Below are 19966 nucleotides of genomic sequence, written 5' to 3'. Positions count from 1 at the left end.
ATGAGTAAATTAAAAATTGCCATACAAAAAAGCGGTCGCCTTTACGAAGAATCGCTCCAACTCCTCAAAGATTGCGGAATTTTCGTCAACAACGGAAAAGACCAGCTCAAGGTTTCTGTAGACAATTTCCCAATGGAGATCATGTATTTAAGAAATTCTGATATACCACAATATCTGGAAGATGGTGTGGTTGATATTGCTATCGTCGGCGAAAATCTTTTAGCAGAAAAGCAAAAAAATATTGAAATTATTCAAAGTTTAGGATTTTCAAAATGCAGAGTTTCAATAGCTGTTCCTAAAGAAGTTGAAACAGATGACATCAATTATTTTCAGGGCAAAAAAATTGCTACTTCTTACCCGAACACATTGAAGAATTTTCTTGAGAAAAATAATATTTCAGCAGATATACACGTTATTTCCGGCTCGGTAGAAATCGCTCCAAATATTGGTCTTGCCGATGGAATCTGTGATATTGTAAGCTCTGGAAGTACTCTTTTTAAAAATGGTTTGAGGGAAACTGTTACCATTTTAAAGTCTGAAGCTGTTCTTGCAAAAACATTCCAGCTAAATAATGACAAGCAAAAAATCTTAGAAAAATTTCTGTTCAGAATTCAATCTGTTTTAAAGGCAAAAAACTCAAAATATATTTTGATGAATGTTCCCAATGAAAAGATCTCAGAAGTCTCAAATGTTCTCCCGGTTTTAAAAAGTCCAACGGTAATTCCTTTAGCCGAAGAGGGTTGGAGCAGTATTCATTCTGTCATTGATGAAGAGCATTTTTGGGAAGTCATTGATGAACTGAAGGAAAAAGGAGCACAAGACATTTTAATTATTCCAATCGATAAAATGGTGATTTAAGATGAAAATTAATAAATATCCTAAAAAAGACAGCTGGCCAGAATTGGTAAAAAGACCAGTTTTAAAGAAAGAACAATTGACAGAATTAATAACCAATATTTTTAATGAAGTTGAAAAAAATGGTGATCAGGCTTTAATAGCTCTCAATAAAAAATTTGATCAGGCAGAAATTGAAAACATTCAAGTTTCAGAAGAAGAAATAGAAAGTTCAGAAAATTTAATAGGTGAAGAATTGAAACTTGCCATTCAAAAGGCAAAAGAAAATATTACAAAATTTCACTTGTCACAAATTACTGAAATTCAAAAGATTGAAACAACAAAAGGAGTTGTTTGCTGGAGAGAAAACAGAGCCATCGAAAAAGTTGGAATCTATATTCCGGGTGGAACTGCTCCGCTATTTTCTACGGTTTTAATGTTGGCAATTCCTGCTCAGTTGGCTGGTTGCAAGGAAATTATTTTATGTACTCCGCCTGATAAAAATGGAAATATTAATGCTGTCATTTTATATACGGCAAAACTTTGCGGTGTTACAAAAATCTTTAAAACCGGCGGAGCTCAAGCCATTGCAGCCATGACTTTAGGAACAGAAAGTATTCCGAATGTTTACAAAATTTTCGGACCTGGAAATCAGTATGTTGTTGCAGCAAAAGAGTTTAGCCAAAATTATAATGTCGCAATAGATATGCCTGCAGGACCAAGTGAAGTTTTGGTCATTGCTGATGAACAGGCAATTCCAGAATATTGCGCTGCAGATCTACTTTCTCAGGCAGAACACGGAAGCGACAGTCAGGTTATTTTTCTTTCAACTGATGAAAAAATTTTTAACCAAACCATCGAAGAAACAGAAAAACAGCTTAAGAAACTTCCACGAAATGGATTGGCAAACGAAGCTTTGAAAAACAGTCATTTCATTTTGTTTGATTCTTTAGATGAAGCCCTCGAATTCAGCAATCTGTATGCTCCGGAACATTTGATTTTAGCTTTGGAAGATTATGAACAGTATATTCCAAAAATTCAAAATGCAGGTTCGGTTTTTCTGGGAAACTATTCTTGTGAAAGCGCAGGAGATTATGCAAGCGGAACCAATCATACACTTCCAACCAACGGATTTGCAAAGAATTACAGTGGAGTTTCTTTAGACAGTTTTGTGAAGAAAATTACGTTTCAGAATCTATCAAAAGAAGGACTCCAAAATTTAGGAAAAACAATAGAACTCATGGCCGAAGCAGAAGGATTATTTGCTCACAAAAATGCCGTATCAATCAGATTAAAATAAGAAAATGAAAGAATTTAACATCAATAATTTAGTAAGAAAAAATATTTTGGAATTACAGCCTTACATCAGTTTTAGGGACAATAATGAATTTGAAAACCCAGTTTTGCTGGATGCAAATGAAAATCCGTTTGGAGAATTGAACCGTTATCCTGATTCTACTCAAAAAAAATTGAAGCAAAAACTTTCAGAAATAAAAAATATTTCGGCCAATCAAATCGCAGTTGGAAATGGAAGCGATGAGCTCATCGATTTGATTATAAAAGTATTTTGTGAACCTAAAAAAGATTCAGTTTTAATGATGAATCCATCGTTTGCAATGTATGGTTTTTACGCTTCTATCAACGAAAATAAAGTAATAAAACTCGATTTAAATGCAGATTTTGAAATTGTAAAAGATGATTTTCTGAAAATTTCAAAAGATTTTAAATCCAAAGTTTTTTTCCTTTGTTCACCGAATAATCCTACCGGAAATTCTGTAAAAGATATTGAGTATTACATTAAAAATTTCAATGGAATTGTAGTGGTGGATGAAGCTTATATTGAGTTTTCAGGTAAAAAATCTTGTATTGAATTATTAGAAAAATATCCAAATCTAATTGTTCTTCAGACTTTTTCAAAAGCTTGGGGAATGGCAGGAGCAAGAGTCGGTATTGCATATTCTTCCAAAGAAATTATTAAGTTAATTAATACTGTAAAAGCGCCTTACAACGTGAATTCTTTAAGCTCAAATAAAGTCATTGAGCTCATCGATAAACAAGAAAATGTAAAACAAAACATAGAAAGTATTTTAAATGAAATTTCTTGGTTGAAAAATGAATTTCAATCAGTTAACTGTATTAAAAAAGTGTATCCGACAGATGCTAATTTCTTTTTGATTGAGTTTGAAGATATAGAAAAAGTTTACGAAAAATTGTTGGAAAAAGAAATTTTGACGAGCAAAAGAAGCCCTCAAATTCCAAATTGTATCAGAATTAATGTAGGAACCAGAGAAGAAAATATTCAATTAATTCAGGTTTTAAAAAGTATTTAATCATGAAAAAAATATTATTTATAGACCGTGACGGAACTTTGATTCTAGAACCTCAAGCAGATTTTCAGGTTGATTCTTTGGAAAAACTTGAATTCTATCCTGGAGTTTTTCAAAACCTTTCAAAAATTGCCAAAGAACTTGATTTTGAATTGGTCATGGTGACGAATCAGGATGGTTTGGGAACAAAAAGTTTTCCAATGGAAGATTTTATAAAACCTCATGAAAAGATGTTGAAAGCTTTTGAAAATGAAGGAATTATTTTTAATGATATTTTGATCGATAAAAGTTTTGAAAGTGAAAATCTTCCGACAAGAAAACCAGGAATTGGAATGTTGGGAAAATATATTTACGGTGATTACGATCTTGAAAATTCTTTCGTGATTGGAGACAGAATTACGGATATTCAATTAGCAAAAAACTTAGGTTCAAAATCAATCTTCATTAATAAAATTCAAAATGAAGATGCAAATCTAACGACAGAAAACTGGAGTGAAATTTACCAATATTTAAAGCAAATCCCCAGAAAATCTAAAGTTTCAAGAAAAACAAACGAAACAGAAATTGAAATAGAAATCAATCTCGATGGAAGCGGAAATTCTGAGATCTCAACAGGGTTACATTTTTTCGATCATATGCTTGAACAAATATCGAAGCACGGCAATTTAGATTTAAAAATCAAAGTTAACGGAGACTTACAAGTTGATGAACATCACACCATTGAAGACACAGGAATTGTTTTGGGAGAAGCAATTTTAAAAGCTTTAGGAAAGAAAAAAGGAATTGAAAGATATGGTTTTTTGCTTCCGATGGATGATTGTTTAGCACAAGTTGCTCTTGATTTTGGAGGTCGTTCGTGGTTGGTTTGGGAAGCTAATTTTAAGCGTGAAAAAATTGGAGACGTTCCAACTGAAATGTTCGAGCATTTTTTCAAATCTTTTACCGATTCAGCAAAATGTAATCTCAATATTAAAGTGGAAGGAGAAAATGAGCATCACAAGATTGAATCTGTTTTTAAAGCCTTTGCAAAAGCAATAAAAATGGCTGTAAATCAATCTGATCAAAATTTTAATGTGCCATCAACAAAAGGAAGTTTATAAGATGATTGCAATTATAAAATACAACGGCGGAAACGTAAGTTCTGTACAAAATGCATTAAACAGATTAGGAGCTGAATCGATCATTACAGATGATTTTGAGCTAATAAAAAATGCCGATAAAGTAATTTTTCCTGGAGTTGGAGAAGCGTCTTCAACGATGAAAATTTTAAAGAAAAAAGGATTAGATCAGTTAATTCCGACTTTGAAGCAACCCGTTTTGGGAATTTGTCTTGGAATGCAGTTAATGTGCAAAAATAATGAAGAGGGAAACACAGTTGGAATGGGAATTTTCGATATTAATGTAAAAAAGTTTCCTGCAGAAGATATTATTCCGCATATGGGTTGGAACACAATTTCAGAGTTTAAATCAACCATTTATTCAGGAATTAAAGAAGAAAGTGATGTCTATTTCGTGCACAGTTTTTATTGTGAATTGTCAGAAAATACCACTTCTGTTTGTGATTATATTTTGCCATTCAGTGCGTCTTTGCAAAAAGATAATTTTTATGCAATGCAGTTTCACCCTGAAAAATCGGGCAAAATTGGAAGTCAGCTATTACAAAACTTTTTAAAATTTTAGATATGCGAATTATTCCAGCTATTGATATTATCGACGGAAAATGCGTCCGTCTGTCGAAAGGTGATTACAGAACAAAAAAAATATATAACGAAAATCCTCTAGAAGTTGCCAAAGAATTTGAAAGTTTCGGAATAAAATATCTTCATTTGGTTGATTTGGATGGTGCAAAATCTAAACATATTGTCAACCAAAAAGTTCTTGAAAATATAGCCCGAGAAACGTCTTTACAAATCGACTTTGGAGGTGGTTTGAAAACTATTGAAGATATAGAAATTGCTTTTAATTCAGGCGCAAAGCAAATTACAATTGGAAGTATTGCCGTTCAAAATCCTGAGTTTTGTTTTAGTTTAATTGAGAAATATGGTTCTGAGAAAATTATTTTAGGAGCTGATTGTGAGAACAGAAAAATAAAAACTTCAGGTTGGCTGGAAGAAAGCAATCAAGATGTGATTGATTTTATTCTTGGCTATCAGAAAAAAGGAATTAAAAATGTGATCTGCACCGATATTTCAAAAGATGGAATGTTGGAAGGTGCTTCAGAAGATTTGTACAAAGAAATTTTAGATAAAACAAAAATTCAGCTTATTGCAAGTGGTGGAATTTCGGGTATTGAAGATGTTTACAAAATGAAAGAAATCGGATGCAGTGGAACCATTATCGGGAAAGCGATTTATGAAGGAAGAATTTCATTGAAACAACTGGAGAGTTTTGTTTAAGCATAAAAGGTTTAAAACACATTAGGAATTTTAAGTTACTGCTAATTACTCAATAAGAACGAATAAGTTTTAGCAACTCAAAGATTTCCAGAGAGAGTCCCGAAGGGACGATTTAATAAAAGATAGGATAAAATCCTATCAAAAAATAATTAAAAAATTTGCGCCGCTGCGTAATCCATTAAATAAAATGCTTAAAAAAAGAATCATTCCATGCTTGGATATAAAAGACGGAACTACGGTAAAAGGAATCAACTTTGAAGGCTTGAGAAATGCTGGAGATCCAATAGAATTGGCAAAAAAATATGAAAATGAAGGTGCTGATGAATTGGTATTTCTCGACATTACCGCAACAATCGAAGAACGAAAAACTTTCGCTGAATTGGTGAAAAACATTGCCAAAGAGCTCAGTATTCCATTCACTGTTGGAGGTGGGATTTCTTCTGTGAAAGATGTAAGAAAACTTTTGGAAGCCGGAGCAGATAAGATTAGTATTAATTCTTCTGCGGTAAAAGATCCAAAACTGATTTCTGATTTGGCTAAAGAGTTTGGAAGTCAATGTATCGTTGTTGCCATAGATACAAAATTTGTTGATCATTCAGATTGTGTTTTTGTAAAAGGAGGAAGGGAAATCTCGGATTTAAGAACTTTAGATTGGGCTATAAAAGTAGAAGAATTAGGAGCTGGAGAAATCCTTTTAACCTCAATGGATGGAGACGGAACCAAAAATGGTTTCGATTTAAGGATCACAAAATTAATTTCTGAAAACGTAAATATTCCCGTAATTTCTTCGGGTGGCGCAGGAAAAACTGAAGATTTTGAAAACGTTTTTAATCAAACCAAAGCAACAGGAGCTTTAGCAGCAAGCATTTTTCACTTTGGAGAAATTAAAATTAATAATTTAAAAAGTGAATTAAAAACTAAAAATATTACGGTAAGATGAAAATAGATTTTAATAAAACGGATGGACTTGTTCCTGTCATCATTCAGGACGATAGAACTTTACAGGTTTTAATGTTGGGTTATATGAATGAAGAAGCTTTTGAAAAAACAAAAAAAGAAAAAATGGTCACGTTTTTTAGTCGCTCAAAAAACAGACTTTGGACAAAAGGCGAGGAGTCAGGAAATTTTTTAACCGTAAAAAGTATTGATACAGATTGCGATAACGATACCATTTTAATTAAAGCGATTCCCACAAATACCGTTTGCCACACGGGAAGCTTCAGTTGTTTTGGAGAAAAAGATGTTAAAGGATTTTTATATGAATTAGAAGAAAAAATCAGCCAGCGAATTGATGATAAAGTTGAAGATTCTTATACCTATTCTTTATTTCAAAGAGGTATAAATAAAATAGCTCAAAAAGTAGGAGAGGAAGCAGTAGAATTGGTGATAGAAGCTAAAGATAATAACGACGATTTATTTAAAAATGAAGCTGCGGATTTACTTTATCACTTTTTAATTTTATTGAAAGCTAAGAATGTACAGTTAGAAGATATTGAAAAAGTTCTTTTAACCAGAAACAAATAACTATTACAAGCTATAAGATTATTATTTGGATTGCAACCTATTTATTTTTTGCCACGAATACACAAATATTATCAAAGAAAATATAAATATTTGTGTATTCGTGGCTTATAAATTCAATCATTATTTTTCAATAATCACTTTTTTCGTAACCGTTTCACCATCGGATTTTACAGTACATAAATAAACTCCGCTTGATAATTTTGAAACATTAATGTTCATTTCATTTTCGTGAGCCGAAATTAATCTGCCACTCATATCTTTTATTTCAAAACTAAAATTTTTAATTTCTTTCGGAATTTCAAGATTCAAAAGATCTTTTGCGGGATTAGGATAGATCTTTATATCTTCTAATAAATTTGAACTCGTTTCATGCGTTGCTAAAACAGAAGATGCAATTGCAAAATGTTGTAAAGCTCCCACTGCAGCTTTTCCTACTTTGAAAACATAAGTTGGGTCTACATTGGCAAAAGTATCATTAGCAGTGTGCTCATTCTGGCTCTGTGGAGTTTCATAGAAACCGGTGATAATATCTCCCTTACCTTCAAAGGGTACATAATCTGATGAATATGCATTAGACATTACAGTTTGTAGAGGAGAATAGAGGGTTGTACACGCTGCCAACTGTTGTGTAAAAGATAAAGAAGTGGCATTATTTCCCGGTAAACCAGACTGATCGCTCTCGCATTTCACCGAATTACTTGGTGCGGATAATTTGCCCCCAACCTGATCAATGTTGAAAACTAATCTAATATCCATTTGACGTACACCATTTTGAAAAACCACATTATTTACATAATGATAACTTCCCACAAGCCCTTGCTCTTCTCCCGAAAAATGAATAAACTTTATAGAATACTCAGTCGGAATGTCTTTTAAAATTCTGGCAGCTTCCAATAAAATAGATGTTCCGCTTCCGTTATCACTAACTCCTGGTCCCACTATTGTATCGTAGTGACCGCAAATAATGACGTAGGTATTTGGATAAACAGTTCCTGTTTTTGTAATAATTAAATTTTTGGTCGTATTTCCATTTACAGTAAAACTATCTTCTGTAATTTGGCTTGGTGCATAACCGTAAGTTTGATATTTAGCTTTAAGCCAGTTCAAAGTATTGTTATTTGCAGTTGAACCTGAAGTTTTTACACCAAATGATTCGAAATCTTGTAGTAATGATGTGATATTCGCTTGTGTTACCTGGTTGACTCTGTTTTGATAAGCCTGTATAAAACTCTGCGCATGCAAATTATATGACGCTAAAGAAAGAAGCAGAAGACCTGTTAGTTTTTTCACTTTAAATGGTAGACTTTTTTATTAATACGCAAATGTAGATAATAAAAAAATCCCGAGCAAAAAACTCAGGATTTATATTGATAACAAAAAATTTTACATTATTTTACTTGATCTACAACTGCTTTGAAAGCTTCAGGGTGATTCATTGCTAAATCAGCTAAAACTTTTCTGTTAAGCTCAATGTTGTTCTTTTTAAGAGCTCCCATAAACTGAGAGTAAGACATTCCGTGCTCTCTAGCTCCTGCGTTGATACGCATAATCCAAAGTGATCTGAAGTTTCTCTTTTTCTCTTTTCTTCCACGGTAAGCATATTGCATTGCTTTTTGTACCGCGTTTTTAGCAACAGTCCAAACGTTCTTTCTTCTACCGAAAAAACCTTTAGCTTGTTTCATTAATTTTTTTCTGCGAGCTCTAGAAGCTACTGCATTTACTGATCTTGGCATAATTTAAATTGTTTTTTTGAAAAGGGCGGCAACACATGTTGCTCTTTGGTGCACCGTTTCAGGGTTAAAATGTTGAATTTGTTTGAATTCTTATAAACCGAATAATGATTTATAAAAACTACTTAATTGCTAATTGACGTTGAACGCTTTTAGTATCCACTTTAGCTACATAAGAAGTAGTAGTAAGATTTCTCTTCTGCTTAGTTTCTTTTTTAGTTAAGATGTGGCTTTTGTAAGCGTTTTTTCTTTTGATTTTACCAGTTCCGGTAAGAGCAAAACGTTTCTTAGCACCTGATTTCGTTTTTAATTTTGGCATTGTTTGCTTTTTTATGTTTTTGTTATCAATACTGTTTTCAAGTGTAGCAATTTATCAGTTTACCAGTGTGTCAATGACAAAATCAATTGTTACATTGTTAGACTTTTAGATTGTTACATTACTTTGGGCGTTTCCCTCACTCGTCATTCCGCTTCGCTTCATTCACTCATTCGGGTCGGGCTATACATTGCAAGTCCTCGCTCATCCGCATATTCTGTCGCTTGCTGTGGGCTTTTCATTACTATCCCTCACGCAGATAATTGGTGTGCAAAATTACGAAAAATTTTCGAGATGAAAAAAGATTTTACAGAGAATAGGAAAGGCTTCTATTTAAAATCCACATTTTAGTTAATTTATAAAAAATTAAAACCACGATTCGTTGAATAATCGTGGCTCAAATATAGAATGTTTTAAATTAAGATCTGATAAATTCCAGTAGATCTTTATTAATCGTTTCTGCTTCTGTTGTCGGCATTCCGTGTGGGAAACCAGGATAAGAAATCAGTTTTCCGTTTTTCAATAGAGTAGCGGCAATTTTTCCCGTCGTTTCAAAAGGAACAATTTGATCGTCTTCGCCGTGCATTACCAAAACCGGAACATCTACACTTTTTAAATCTTCAGTAAAATCGGTTTCAGAAAAAGCCTTGATGCAGTCGAAATGTGCTTTAATCGAGCCATTCATTCCCTGTCTCCACCAGTTTCTCTGAATACCTTCTGAAACATTCGCACCTTCTTTGTTGTATCCGTAAAATGGGAAAGTAAGATCAATGTAAAACTGCTGTCTGTGTTTTGCCGTATTATTTCTAATGTCATCAAAAACCGACATCGGTATACCATTAGGATTATTTTCGTTCTGAACCATAATCGGCGTAACAGCACTTACCAAAACAGCTTTTGCCACTCTGCCTTCACCATGTTTAGCAACATATCTTATCACTTCACCACCTCCGGTAGAATGACCGATATGAATGACATCTTTTAAGTCTAAAGCTTTTACAATTTCGGCAACATCAGAAGCATAAGTATCCATATCATGTCCGTAAGGAGTCTGTTCAGATCTTCCGTGACCTCTTCTGTCATGGGCGATTACTCGATAACCCTGCTCAAGGAAGAAAAACATTTGTGCATCCCAGTCATCGCTTGACAATGGCCATCCGTGGTGAAAAAATAAAGGCTGACCTTTTCCCCAATCTTTGTAAAAAATTTCTGTTCCGTCCTGTAATTTTAGTGTACTCATTGTTTAATTTTTTTTTGGTATTAATATTAAAAAGAATAAGGGTTATTGTTTCTTATTTCTAAAGCAAAGGTAGAACTAAAGTTTTACCCTCATCTTGATCTACCTCAAGATTCAAAAAAATTAATCAAAAAAATAACAGAAACATTTTGAAACGAGTAGGCTTAATTTTTCACTATTGAAAACAACAAAAACCTCAAATTACTTTGAGGTTATATAATCTTCATTCCAAAAAAGGAATTTACTGAATTATTTAGCTGGTTTCTTAGGACTCATCATCATAATCATTCTTTTACCTTCAAGTTTAGGCAACTGATCTACTTTACCAACGTGCTCCAATTCCTGAGCCAGTTTTAAAAGTAAAATTTCACCCTGATCTTTAAAGATAATAGAACGTCCTTTGAAAAATACGTATGTTTTCAGTTTAGAACCTTCTTCCAAGAACTTTTCAGCATGTTTTTTCTTAAACTCATAATCATGTTCGTCAGTCTGAGGTCCGAAACGGATTTCTTTCACGACAACTTTGATCTGTTTTGCTTTAAGCTCTTTCTGCTTTTTCTTTTGCTCGTATAAAAACTTTTTATAGTCTAATATTCTTGCAATAAAAGGCTCAGCTTTATCTGAAATTACAACCAAATCAAGTTCCTGTTCTTTAGCAATCTGTCTTGCTTTATCGATAGGGAAAATTCCTGGCTCTACGTTATCGCCCACTAAACGAAGTTCTCTTACGCGAATCTTGTCGTTTATCATGTGTAAGTCCTCTTGTACAGGACGTCTTTGTGGGCCTCTGTTGTTAAATCGCTGTGCTATTGTATTAAATTTTATTGGTTAACTTTCTATTAAAATTATTCTAACAAAACTATTTTGTTCAGAATAACTGTTTGGATTTTAAGCTTGATACTCAACCCCAGTTTTTGAAGCTTCTTTAAAATAAGCGACAAAATCTTCAAGGCTCATTGCTCCCAAATCTCCTTCTCCACGTCTTCTTACAGAAATTGTGCCATCCTTTTCTTCATTTTCTCCCACTACAAGCATGAATGGGATCTTTTTCAATTCGGCGTCACGGATCTTTTTACCCGTTTTCTCATTTCTGTCGTCAATCAGACCGCTAATATCGTGATTTTCTAAAAGTTGTGAAACTTTTTTAGCATAATCTACATATTTTTCACTGATTGGTAATATTGTAAACTGATCCGGAGCCAACCATAATGGGAAATCTCCGGCAGTATTTTCTAATAAGATTGCGATGAAACGTTCCATAGAACCAAACGGCGCTCTGTGAATCATCACTGGTCTGTGCTTCTCGTTATCACTTCCAATGTAAGTAAGGTCGAATCTTTCCGGTAAATTATAATCTACCTGAATTGTTCCCAACTGCCATTTTCTACCTAAAGCATCTTTCACCATGAAATCTAACTTAGGACCATAGAATGCAGCTTCACCGTATTCTGTAACGGTATTCAAGCCTTTTTCTTTGGCTGCAGTTACGATTGCGTTTTCTGCTTTTTCCCAGTTTTCGTCAGTTCCGATGTACTTTTCTTTGTTATCAGGGTCTCTCAAAGAAATCTGAGCAGTAAAGTCTGCAAAACCTAAAGAACCGAAAACATAAAGAACCAAATCAATTGTCTTCTTAAACTCGTCCATCAACTGATCCGGAGTACAGAAAAGGTGCGCATCATCCTGAGTAAACCCACGAACTCTCGTTAAGCCGTGAAGCTCACCACTTTGCTCGTATCTGTAAACTGTACCAAATTCTGCATATCTTTTTGGCAAATCTCTGTAGCTCCATTGTGAAGTTTTGTAAATCTCACAGTGATGCGGACAGTTCATTGGCTTCAGCATAAATTCTTCTCCTTCATTCGGAGTTTTAATCGGCTGGAAGCTGTCTGCTCCATATTTATCCCAGTGTCCTGAAGTTACATACAATTCTTTAGCTCCGATGTGTGGAGACATTACAAATTCGTAACCTCCTTTTTTCTGAGCATCAGAAAGGAAATTTTCTAATTTTTTTCTCAAAGCAGTTCCTTTTGGCAACCAAAGTGGTAAACCTGCACCTACTTTTTCTGAGAAAGCAAAAATTCCTAATTCTTTACCTAATTTTCTGTGATCTCTTCTTTTAGCCTCTTCTAATAACTCAAGATACTCAGTCAGTTCTTTCTGTTTTGGGAAAGAAATACCGTAAACTCTTGTTAATTGAGGATTTTTCTCATTTCCTCTCCAGTACGCTCCTGCAGCATTTAAGATTTTCATCGCCTTCACAATTCCTGTATTTGGGATGTGACCACCACGACAAAGATCTGTGAAGTTATCGTGTGTTACAAAAGTGATTTCCCCATCATTAAGATTAGAGATCAATTCTACTTTGTAAGGATTATCTGCATACGTTTTTAAAGCTTCTTCTTTAGAAACCGGATATAATGAGAACGTTGATCCTTTTTTAGCATTTTCTAAAACTTTCTTTTCGATTTTTTCGAAATCTTTTTCAGATAAAGTTTCGTCACCGAAATCTACATCATAATAAAAACCGCTTTCGATGGCTGGACCAATCGTTAACTTAGCTTTTGGATAAAATTCAAGGATAGCCTGCGCCAAAAGGTGAGCAGAAGAGTGCCAAAAGGCTTTCTTACCAAGATCATCATTCCATGTCAAAAGCTGTACCGTAGAATCTGTGGTTATAGGCGTGGTAATTTCGACTTGTGTGCCGTTTACAACTGCGGAAATGGTGTTTCTAGCCAATCCCTCGCTTATAGATTTTGCCACATCCAAAGGAGTAGTTACTCCTTCAAATTCTCTGACGCTATTGTCTGGAAGTGTAATTTTTATCATTGTTTACTAAGAAATTTTAAGTTGCAAAAATACGCTTTTTTTACGTCTTTAGGAAATCGTAGCGCGATAATTCACAAAAAATACAATTTATTTTAAATTTTTACGTTGATGATTCCTTTTGAATATTAAACATGGACATCATATCCGGATTATAAGAGATCTTGAAAATCTGCGGAAAGTTGCAGCCCGACCTGAGCGGAGCTCATTTTTTGCTTGATCATAAAGTTCTGTTAAGCCTAAAATGTATGCAAAAAATAGCGTGAGCGGAGGGCGGAAATTGCTGCCATAAAAAATACCAAGCTTTCACTTGGTATTATCTGTTTTTCCTGATTTGTTTTTGGAAGATTTCTGAATGTCTTCCTTATCGACATCGGGTGGATTTTGTTTCTGTGAAGAAGCCGGAATATCGCGGAAGTCTTCATTTTGCTTTTTTGTTTCTGCAGAATTGGCAGATTCTTTCTTTTTGTTATCGTCTTTTGAATCCATAGTTTTGAATTTTAGAGTCCAAGAACACCGATTTTGCCGGTTTGATCTTCTATCTTATAATTCAAAGCCTTTGCCAAAACGAAAATATTATTAAGATTTTCCATCAATTGCTGATGACCTTCACTTCTTAATTTATTCTGATCTACAGATTTTATAGCAGCTTGCTTGGCTTTTTGCTGTACATTTTTGATGTCCTGCTCAGAAATCCTATTGATGAAAGAATCGTCTAACGACTGAATTTCTACACTTGGCGTAATTCTGATATCCGCATTGGGAAGTTCTGTAATGATCAGTTTTTTGTTAATAGAATCAACTTCTATTTTCATTTTATTAAGATCATATGAAACCTGCGCATTGGTTTTGGTATAAGTAATAATGCTATTACTCGTCATTTCTTTCCCAAGAAATTCGTAACCAAATTTGGTTTTCTGCATCGCAGAAAAATCCTGCTCCAAGACCACCATTTTGTTCATTTTGGAAATCTGATTGGTCAGAATATAATAATCGGACTTTTCAGTTTTTTCGCTCATTTTAAAACAAGACTTAAAACTAAAAAACAGGATCAGCATCAAAAGAATTCCCGCAACAAAGGGAATAATTAATTTTAGATTTTTCAATTTTCTTTTTTAAATATTTCTTTCAATACCGACCCATCATCTTTTTTTAAGATTTCTACAAGATCTCTTTCTACATAACCCGTAGTCGGCATTTCTATGATTCTTCCAATTTCCTTGCCATATTTTTCGACAATGATTGTAGGAACCTTTGAAACATTATATTTAACTTCATCACCTGTAGGAGATTCTTTTTTACGGTTCACCGCAATAATCGTCAATCTGCTGTCTGGATATTTTACTTCTTCCAGAATTTTCATCAGTCTAGGAAAATCTCTGTGGCTGTCTTCACACCAAGTTCCTATAAAAACAATCAGATTATAAGAAGTAATATTTTTTTTTCTCAGTTCTCCAACTGCTTTCTGATCTAAAGCATATTCATTAAATTCTTTTGTGTACCATTCCGAGTACGGGTCTTTCAAAAACTGCTCTTTAAGCTGGTTCCCCAAAAGCATTTTTCCGTCATTGGTAGTTTCCACCTCTCTGTTTACTACGACTTTCTGAGCATTAAACTGCTGCATAGACAAAGTAAGAACTGAAAGAGTAAAAATATTGGTGATGATTTTTTTACAAATCATATTTCTATTATTTCTCATTGTATTTGTGAATCTTTGATTTCATATTAATTTTCAATAATTGTTTTTAAATCGGCAGGAGAGTAGTATTTATTTTTCAATACTTTATGATCTGCTTTTCTGTAAACATTGAATTTTTCTCCTGATTTTTCATAGAAAGATTCAACTTCTTTTTCTTTGTAAAATTCTACCGTTTCATTTGCCTGCTCTTCGTTATCGCAAGCTTTAGACATATTAGAACGTTGCACTTCGTTGAATAATTCTACAAATTTATTCCCCAATCCAAACTCTAAAACCGCACCACTCAAAACATACTGCAAATCACACAACGCATCGGCAATTTCTACAATATTATTATCTGCAATAGCCTGCTTCAACTCATTTAATTCTTCCTGCAAAAGCTCAACTCTCAAATCACATCTATCCTGAGAAGGAATTTGTGGAGTATTTAAAATAGGTGCTTTAAAAGTGGTGTGGAATTCTGCTACTTGGTTCAGGCTGTCAATTTTATCCATGAAATTTTATTATTTAAGGCAAATATAAAAATTAGGAATGAGAAAATATGATTGATTGAGATTTAAATTAACACACTCAGTAAAGTTGAGATACGAGATTCGATTTATACGAGTTCTTAAATCCCGAAACTCGAAACCCAAAATCTCAAATAAAAAAAAACTGTCCGTTTCCGAACAGCCTTTTTTACTCAAGGTTAATTGAGAGGGTAATTAGTTTTTAATAAATCGCTTAGAAAATTCGCCCACCTGAATTACATAAGCACCTTTTACAAGACCGCTTACATTCACTGAGCCTTCTTTGAGTTTTCCTGAGTTGATTAGTTTTCCACCCATATCGAAGATTTTATAATCTTCACTAGTCGTATTTGAAACATTTAAAATATCTCTTACAGGATTTGGATACAATTTAATATCTGTTATTAAATCTTTTGTAGCAAAATCATCACCTCTTCCGGATGAAACAATATTTAAAGTATAATCTTCTACTTGTCCGTAAGTATAAGAACCACAAGAAGATGACGGTACAGAATTATACTGCATCATTACTCTCATTCTTGTATTACCAAGAGTTGCAGTTGACGGAATTGTGATTGAACCTGTTACCGGACTTGTTTGAGAGCCAGTTTTTGTCCAAACCAATTCTCCGCTGTCTGCAAAATCTCCATCTTTATTATAATCAATGTAAACTGCGTAGGCTTCATTATATTTAGTTGAAGTCCAAACCGGAGTTATAGAAATCGTATAAGCCGAGCCTCTTGTTACATTCGTAGAAATTGCGGTAAAGTTTTCGTAACCAGCAGTTCCTGTGGATGTATTATTAATCGTTCCGAAGCTTACATTTCCGATTCTTTCATCCGCTGTATTGGTTGATGTTGCAGAACAATAGGTAACTATGCTTCCAGCAAGAGTGGTCACAGAAACCGTATTGCTTGAAACAGAATTATTTCCTGCCGCATCTTTAGCTTTAACCGTAAAACTGTACGTCGTAGAAGGCGTTAAACTTGTTACGGTATAAGAAGTAGAAGTCGTAGAGCCTACCAATGAAGCCCCTTGATAAACATCATAACCCGTCACAGCAACATTATCTGTAGCGCCAGACCAAGAAAGATTTGTACTTGTAGAAGTTGTTCCCGAAGCCGCTAAAGTTGGAGCCGTCGGTGGAGTAGTATCAGAAGTCCCCGAACCTGCATTTACCGTAATATTTGCATTATTGACATCAAAGAAAATATGATTTGAACCTTTTACCATAATTCTCCCTGTCGTTGTGGAAGCATTTGGAATCGTCACCGCTTGAGAGCCGTCATTTGGAGTTCCTGAAAGTAGAGTAGTCCATGTATTTCCACTGTCTGTAGACCAAAGAATATCTACGTTTGCAGCATTCACGCCATTAGCGGTAGTTCCTGCAACATTCCAGGTTACCGTTTGAGAAGTTCCGCCAGAATATGTAGTCGCTGAATTTTGAGAACTCACACTGAATGGTCCCGCAGTTCCATTAACGGTAATTACAGCATCATCAGAATTGTTTCCAGAACCTCCTGATTTGTTATCACGAACTGTAAATCTAAAATTATACGTTCTTGCTACATTAGATAAAGCCTCCACTGTAATTTCTGAGCCGGCCGTTGTTGTCGCGCCCGTTAAAACAGAAGCCATTCTTGGGAAATATCTTGTAGGAGTTGTTTGTGGAGTCCATGATCTGAAAGTTGGTCCAGTCGCTTTTGTAGCACTTGCAGCCGAGCTTGCTCCGGTTTGAGAAGAAGACGCATTATTCATCTGTTCCCAAATATAGGTTAAAGCATCTCCATTAGCATCAGTTCCGGAACCTGTTAGCATAAACGGCGTCCCTTTTGGAATCGTATAATCTGAACCTGCGTTAGCTGTAGGAATAGCATTTCCTGTATTTGTACTTGTCGGGCAGGTTTTAGCTTTAATATTATCTGTAATCTGCTGAATACTCACCGCATGAAAGAAAGAATCTGAGTGCGCCTGAATATCCTGACCCGTAATTCCCGCATAGCCCATAATGGTCGATCCTGAACCAGGTTCCATGTTAACACCTGTTCCTTCGTTAGAATGAGAGAAAGTGTGATTTCCACCAAACTGATGCCCCAATTCGTGAGCTACATAATCGATGTCAAAATTATCTCCTGAAGGAATTGCGTCTGCAGGCGAAGTATAACCACTTCCTTTCGAACCGTTTACACAAACACAACCAATACAACCTGCGTTTCCGCCACCTCCGGAAGCTCCGAATAAATGTCCTACATCATAATTTGCTTCTCCAATCACGGAAGTTAAAGTCGATTGAAGCTGAGAATTCCAGCTGCTCATTCCTGAAGCTGCAGAATATGGATCTGTAGAAGCATTGGTATAAATTACAGCGTCATTATTGGCAATTAAAACCATTCTTGCAGAAAAATCTTTTTCAAAAACTCCGTTTACACGGGTCATTGTATTATTCATTGCCGCTAAAGCAAGAGCTTTTGTTCCTCCAAAATAGGTAGTGTATTCTCCTGTGGAAGACAAAGCCAATCTGAATGTTCTTAGTTTTGCATCATCTGCATTCGGTCTCGCTGCAAGATTATCAATACTTGAAACTCCTTTCTGAGCAACATCGATTACCGTACATTCAAACTTATTAAGATCATCTTTTTTGTCTGATTTTCTGTAAACGACATAGGTTGAAAGATCTTTTGTGTAAGGCTCAATAAAAACAGCAGACTTGTCACCGTAAATTTCCATAGAGGATAAACCTAATGGAGAAATACTAAAATACACTGTAGAATTTGAATCTCCCAGACCTTCACCGACATAAGATTTGATATCAGGATACTTCGCAGCTAACTGAGGATCGAAATTAGAGTTTTCTTTCACTTTAAAATGTTCCAATTTTCCATCAGAATTCGGGAAAGAGATAATAATTTCTGACTTTTCTCCAACAGCCAGTCTTTTTGGAGCTTTTGCCAAAGCATTTTTCAATACATTAATATCTAAACTATAGATTTTCGGATTGTTGATTGTTGATTTGTTCTCAAAAATTTCTGAAGTTGTTTTTCTAGAACTTTCAGACCAAAGACAGTCTGTCTGAGCGAATGAAATACCTGAAACCAGCATTCCAATCACCAATAGTTGTTTTTTCATATAGTAGCTATTTTGATTTTGGAATATCAAAGCTAATAAATTATATTATGAAAAAGAAAATTATTTAAGAAATTTTTAGACAATATATTTAAAATAATATGCATCGAATTAAATATACCATAAAATAAATCTCTATAAAATGAAAATAGCATACGAATATCTCGTATGCTATTGCTTTATCTTGAATTAAGGTAATTTAAACCAAAAAATTATTTTGTGATATCTCTACCGATAACCATTCTCTGAATTTCTGAAGTACCTTCACCAATTGTACAAAGTTTAGAATCTCTGTAATATTTTTCAGCCGGGAAATCTTTTGTATATCCGTAACCTCCAAAAATCTGAACTGCATTATTAGAAATTCTTACACAAGCTTCAGAAGCATACAATTTTGCCATTGCCCCTTCTTTTGTCATTTTCTGTTTTGCGTTTTTCAGCGTAGAAGCTCTTTGAATCAACAATTCTGCTGCATCAATTTCTGTTGCCATATCTGCCAACATAAAGTTGATTGCCTGGAATTCTGAAATAGATTTTCCAAATTGCTTTCTTTCTTTAGCATATTTTAAAGCTGCTTTATAAGCTCCTCTTGCAGTTCCTAAACTTAACGCAGCAATAGAGATTCTACCACCGTCAAGAATTTTCATCGCCTGTTTGAAACCTTCACCAACTTCACCTAAACGATTCGCATCCGAAACACGAACGTTATCAAAAATAAGTTCTGCAGTTTCTGAAGCTCTCATTCCAAGTTTATTCTCTTTTTTACCAGAAGTAAAACCAGCCATTCCTTTTTCTAAAACGAAAGCTGTAGAATTATTTTTAGCTCCAATTTCTCCAGTTCTTGTCATTACGACAGCAATATCACCAGAAATTGCATGAGTAATAAAGTTTTTAGCTCCATTAATGATCCATTCGTCACCATCTTTTACAGCTGTAGTAGACATCCCTCCAGAATCAGATCCTGTATTATGCTCTGTAAGCCCCCAAGCTCCGATTACTTTTCCGGTAGCCAGTAGAGGAAGCCATTTGTTTCTTTGTTCTTCGTTTCCGAATTCGTAAATATGGTTGGTGCAAAGTGAATTGTGTGCTGCAACCGAAAGACCAATCGATGGGTCAACCTGAGAAATTTCATCCAGAATAGCAACATATTCGTGATAACCAAGACCAGAACCTCCATATTCTTCAGGAATCACAATTCCCATAAAACCCATATCTCCTAACTGGTGAAATAGCTCTTTAGGAAAAGTCTGACTTTCGTCCCACTCCATAATATTTGGCCTGATATTCTTTTCAGCAAATTCCTTTGCTGTTTCCGCGATCATTTTGATGTTGTTAATCGTTTCTGTGTTCATATTACTTGTATAGTTATGTCCCAAAGATACTTAAATTGCTGAAATACTAAAATAATTTATTTTGAGGTTGAGTTATAACAAATAAGTAATTAGCTT

The 19966-nt window shown here is 34.5% G+C and carries 20 protein-coding genes; 8 read left to right on the top strand and 12 right to left on the bottom strand.

Features of this window, described 5'->3' with window-relative positions; all coding sequences use genetic code 11:
* From hisG to hisIE, 8 genes are all read left to right on the top strand, one after another.
* Complete coding sequence (hisG, locus tag FDY99_RS21320; RefSeq protein ID WP_139423634.1) at positions 1-858, top strand: ATP phosphoribosyltransferase; 858 nt, start codon at positions 1-3, stop codon at positions 856-858.
* 1 nt (position 859) lies between these two features.
* Positions 860-2134 (top strand): histidinol dehydrogenase, encoded by a 1275-nt coding sequence (gene hisD, locus FDY99_RS21315; protein WP_139423633.1) that lies wholly within the window; start codon positions 860-862, stop codon positions 2132-2134.
* A 4-nt stretch (positions 2135-2138) separates the two neighbouring features.
* Positions 2139-3164, top strand: a complete 1026-nt coding sequence (hisC, locus tag FDY99_RS21310; protein WP_139423632.1) for a histidinol-phosphate transaminase — start codon at positions 2139-2141, stop codon at positions 3162-3164.
* A gap of 2 nt (positions 3165-3166) precedes the next feature.
* Positions 3167-4261: a bifunctional histidinol-phosphatase/imidazoleglycerol-phosphate dehydratase HisB gene (gene hisB / locus FDY99_RS21305; protein WP_185148747.1), complete on the top strand. Its 1095-nt coding sequence runs from the start codon at positions 3167-3169 to the stop codon at positions 4259-4261.
* Position 4262: 1 nt separating this feature from the next.
* The gene (hisH, locus tag FDY99_RS21300) at positions 4263-4841 is read left to right on the top strand and encodes an imidazole glycerol phosphate synthase subunit HisH (RefSeq protein ID WP_139423630.1); all 579 of its coding nucleotides are present in this window, start codon (positions 4263-4265) and stop codon (positions 4839-4841) included.
* Positions 4842-4843: 2 nt separating this feature from the next.
* The gene (gene hisA / locus FDY99_RS21295; protein ID WP_139423629.1) at positions 4844-5557 is read left to right on the top strand and encodes a 1-(5-phosphoribosyl)-5-[(5-phosphoribosylamino)methylideneamino]imidazole-4-carboxamide isomerase; all 714 of its coding nucleotides are present in this window, start codon (positions 4844-4846) and stop codon (positions 5555-5557) included.
* 187 nt (positions 5558-5744) lie between these two features.
* Positions 5745-6497 (top strand): imidazole glycerol phosphate synthase subunit HisF, encoded by a 753-nt coding sequence (gene hisF, locus FDY99_RS21290; RefSeq protein ID WP_139423628.1) that lies wholly within the window; start codon positions 5745-5747, stop codon positions 6495-6497.
* Positions 6494-7081 (top strand): bifunctional phosphoribosyl-AMP cyclohydrolase/phosphoribosyl-ATP diphosphatase HisIE, encoded by a 588-nt coding sequence (gene hisIE, locus FDY99_RS21285; protein ID WP_139423627.1) that lies wholly within the window; start codon positions 6494-6496, stop codon positions 7079-7081. Before hisF ends, hisIE begins: the two co-directional genes overlap by 4 nt.
* Before the next feature lie 120 nt (positions 7082-7201).
* Here hisIE and FDY99_RS21280 read toward each other — a convergent pair whose 3' ends face one another.
* From FDY99_RS21280 to FDY99_RS21225, 12 genes are all read right to left on the bottom strand, one after another.
* Positions 7202-8371: a M28 family peptidase gene (locus tag FDY99_RS21280; protein ID WP_139423626.1), complete on the bottom strand. Its 1170-nt coding sequence runs from the start codon at positions 8369-8371 to the stop codon at positions 7202-7204.
* A 98-nt stretch (positions 8372-8469) separates the two neighbouring features.
* Positions 8470-8814 (bottom strand): 50S ribosomal protein L20, encoded by a 345-nt coding sequence (gene rplT, locus FDY99_RS21275; RefSeq protein WP_066678564.1) that lies wholly within the window; start codon positions 8812-8814, stop codon positions 8470-8472.
* A gap of 118 nt (positions 8815-8932) precedes the next feature.
* A complete protein-coding gene (rpmI, locus tag FDY99_RS21270) occupies positions 8933-9130 on the bottom strand; it encodes a 50S ribosomal protein L35 (RefSeq protein ID WP_066678566.1) in 198 nt (65 codons plus the stop codon).
* A 415-nt stretch (positions 9131-9545) separates the two neighbouring features.
* Positions 9546-10367, bottom strand: a complete 822-nt coding sequence (locus FDY99_RS21265; RefSeq protein ID WP_139423625.1) for an alpha/beta fold hydrolase — start codon at positions 10365-10367, stop codon at positions 9546-9548.
* A 246-nt stretch (positions 10368-10613) separates the two neighbouring features.
* Positions 10614-11114, bottom strand: a complete 501-nt coding sequence (gene infC / locus FDY99_RS21260) for a translation initiation factor IF-3 (protein WP_066678569.1) — start codon at positions 11112-11114, stop codon at positions 10614-10616.
* Between the two features lie 138 nt (positions 11115-11252).
* On the bottom strand, positions 11253-13190 hold the full coding sequence (thrS, locus tag FDY99_RS21255; RefSeq protein WP_139423624.1) for a threonine--tRNA ligase: 1938 nt from the start codon (positions 13188-13190) through the stop codon (positions 11253-11255).
* A 303-nt stretch (positions 13191-13493) separates the two neighbouring features.
* A complete protein-coding gene (locus FDY99_RS21250) occupies positions 13494-13676 on the bottom strand; it encodes a hypothetical protein (protein ID WP_139423623.1) in 183 nt (60 codons plus the stop codon).
* Positions 13677-13687: 11 nt separating this feature from the next.
* Complete coding sequence (locus tag FDY99_RS21245) at positions 13688-14293, bottom strand: DUF4230 domain-containing protein (protein ID WP_074228713.1); 606 nt, start codon at positions 14291-14293, stop codon at positions 13688-13690.
* On the bottom strand, positions 14290-14868 hold the full coding sequence (locus tag FDY99_RS21240; protein ID WP_139423873.1) for a TlpA family protein disulfide reductase: 579 nt from the start codon (positions 14866-14868) through the stop codon (positions 14290-14292). The genes FDY99_RS21245 and FDY99_RS21240 overlap by 4 nt, the downstream gene beginning before the upstream one ends.
* A gap of 44 nt (positions 14869-14912) precedes the next feature.
* Positions 14913-15380 carry a pyrophosphohydrolase domain-containing protein gene (locus FDY99_RS21235; RefSeq protein ID WP_139423622.1) on the bottom strand — a complete coding sequence of 156 codons (468 nt, stop codon included), beginning with the start codon at positions 15378-15380 and terminating at the stop codon, positions 14913-14915.
* A gap of 210 nt (positions 15381-15590) precedes the next feature.
* A complete protein-coding gene (locus FDY99_RS21230; protein ID WP_139423621.1) occupies positions 15591-18521 on the bottom strand; it encodes a reprolysin-like metallopeptidase in 2931 nt (976 codons plus the stop codon).
* Between the two features lie 209 nt (positions 18522-18730).
* Complete coding sequence (locus FDY99_RS21225) at positions 18731-19870, bottom strand: acyl-CoA dehydrogenase family protein (RefSeq protein ID WP_139423620.1); 1140 nt, start codon at positions 19868-19870, stop codon at positions 18731-18733.
* Positions 19871-19966: the final 96 nt, after the last annotated feature.

Origin of the sequence: Chryseobacterium mulctrae, assembly GCF_006175945.1 — a bacterium.
Lineage (GTDB): Bacteria > Bacteroidota > Bacteroidia > Flavobacteriales > Weeksellaceae > Chryseobacterium > Chryseobacterium mulctrae.
This window is presented reverse-complemented; position numbering and strand designations above follow the sequence as displayed.

Bases quoted from the DNA above. Each gene is read 5' to 3' on its own strand.
- infC (WP_066678569.1), bottom strand. From the start codon at position 11,114: ATGATAAACGACAAGATTCGCGTAAGAGAACTTCGTTTAGTGGGCGAT.
- rpmI (WP_066678566.1), bottom strand. From the start codon at position 9,130: ATGCCAAAATTAAAAACGAAATCAGGTGCTAAGAAACGTTTTGCTCTT.
- FDY99_RS21265 (WP_139423625.1), bottom strand. From the start codon at position 10,367: ATGAGTACACTAAAATTACAGGACGGAACAGAAATTTTTTACAAAGAT.
- hisB (WP_185148747.1), top strand. From the start codon at position 3,167: ATGAAAAAAATATTATTTATAGACCGTGACGGAACTTTGATTCTAGAA.
- hisIE (WP_139423627.1), top strand. From the start codon at position 6,494: ATGAAAATAGATTTTAATAAAACGGATGGACTTGTTCCTGTCATCATT.
- hisD (WP_139423633.1), top strand. From the start codon at position 860: ATGAAAATTAATAAATATCCTAAAAAAGACAGCTGGCCAGAATTGGTA.
- FDY99_RS21235 (WP_139423622.1), bottom strand. From the start codon at position 15,380: ATGGATAAAATTGACAGCCTGAACCAAGTAGCAGAATTCCACACCACT.
- FDY99_RS21240 (WP_139423873.1), bottom strand. From the start codon at position 14,868: ATGATTTGTAAAAAAATCATCACCAATATTTTTACTCTTTCAGTTCTT.
- hisC (WP_139423632.1), top strand. From the start codon at position 2,139: ATGAAAGAATTTAACATCAATAATTTAGTAAGAAAAAATATTTTGGAA.
- hisA (WP_139423629.1), top strand. From the start codon at position 4,844: ATGCGAATTATTCCAGCTATTGATATTATCGACGGAAAATGCGTCCGT.
- hisF (WP_139423628.1), top strand. From the start codon at position 5,745: ATGCTTAAAAAAAGAATCATTCCATGCTTGGATATAAAAGACGGAACT.
- thrS (WP_139423624.1), bottom strand. From the start codon at position 13,190: ATGATAAAAATTACACTTCCAGACAATAGCGTCAGAGAATTTGAAGGA.
- rplT (WP_066678564.1), bottom strand. From the start codon at position 8,814: ATGCCAAGATCAGTAAATGCAGTAGCTTCTAGAGCTCGCAGAAAAAAA.
- FDY99_RS21250 (WP_139423623.1), bottom strand. From the start codon at position 13,676: ATGGATTCAAAAGACGATAACAAAAAGAAAGAATCTGCCAATTCTGCA.
- hisG (WP_139423634.1), top strand. From the start codon at position 1: ATGAGTAAATTAAAAATTGCCATACAAAAAAGCGGTCGCCTTTACGAA.
- FDY99_RS21230 (WP_139423621.1), bottom strand. From the start codon at position 18,521: ATGAAAAAACAACTATTGGTGATTGGAATGCTGGTTTCAGGTATTTCA.
- FDY99_RS21225 (WP_139423620.1), bottom strand. From the start codon at position 19,870: ATGAACACAGAAACGATTAACAACATCAAAATGATCGCGGAAACAGCA.
- hisH (WP_139423630.1), top strand. From the start codon at position 4,263: ATGATTGCAATTATAAAATACAACGGCGGAAACGTAAGTTCTGTACAA.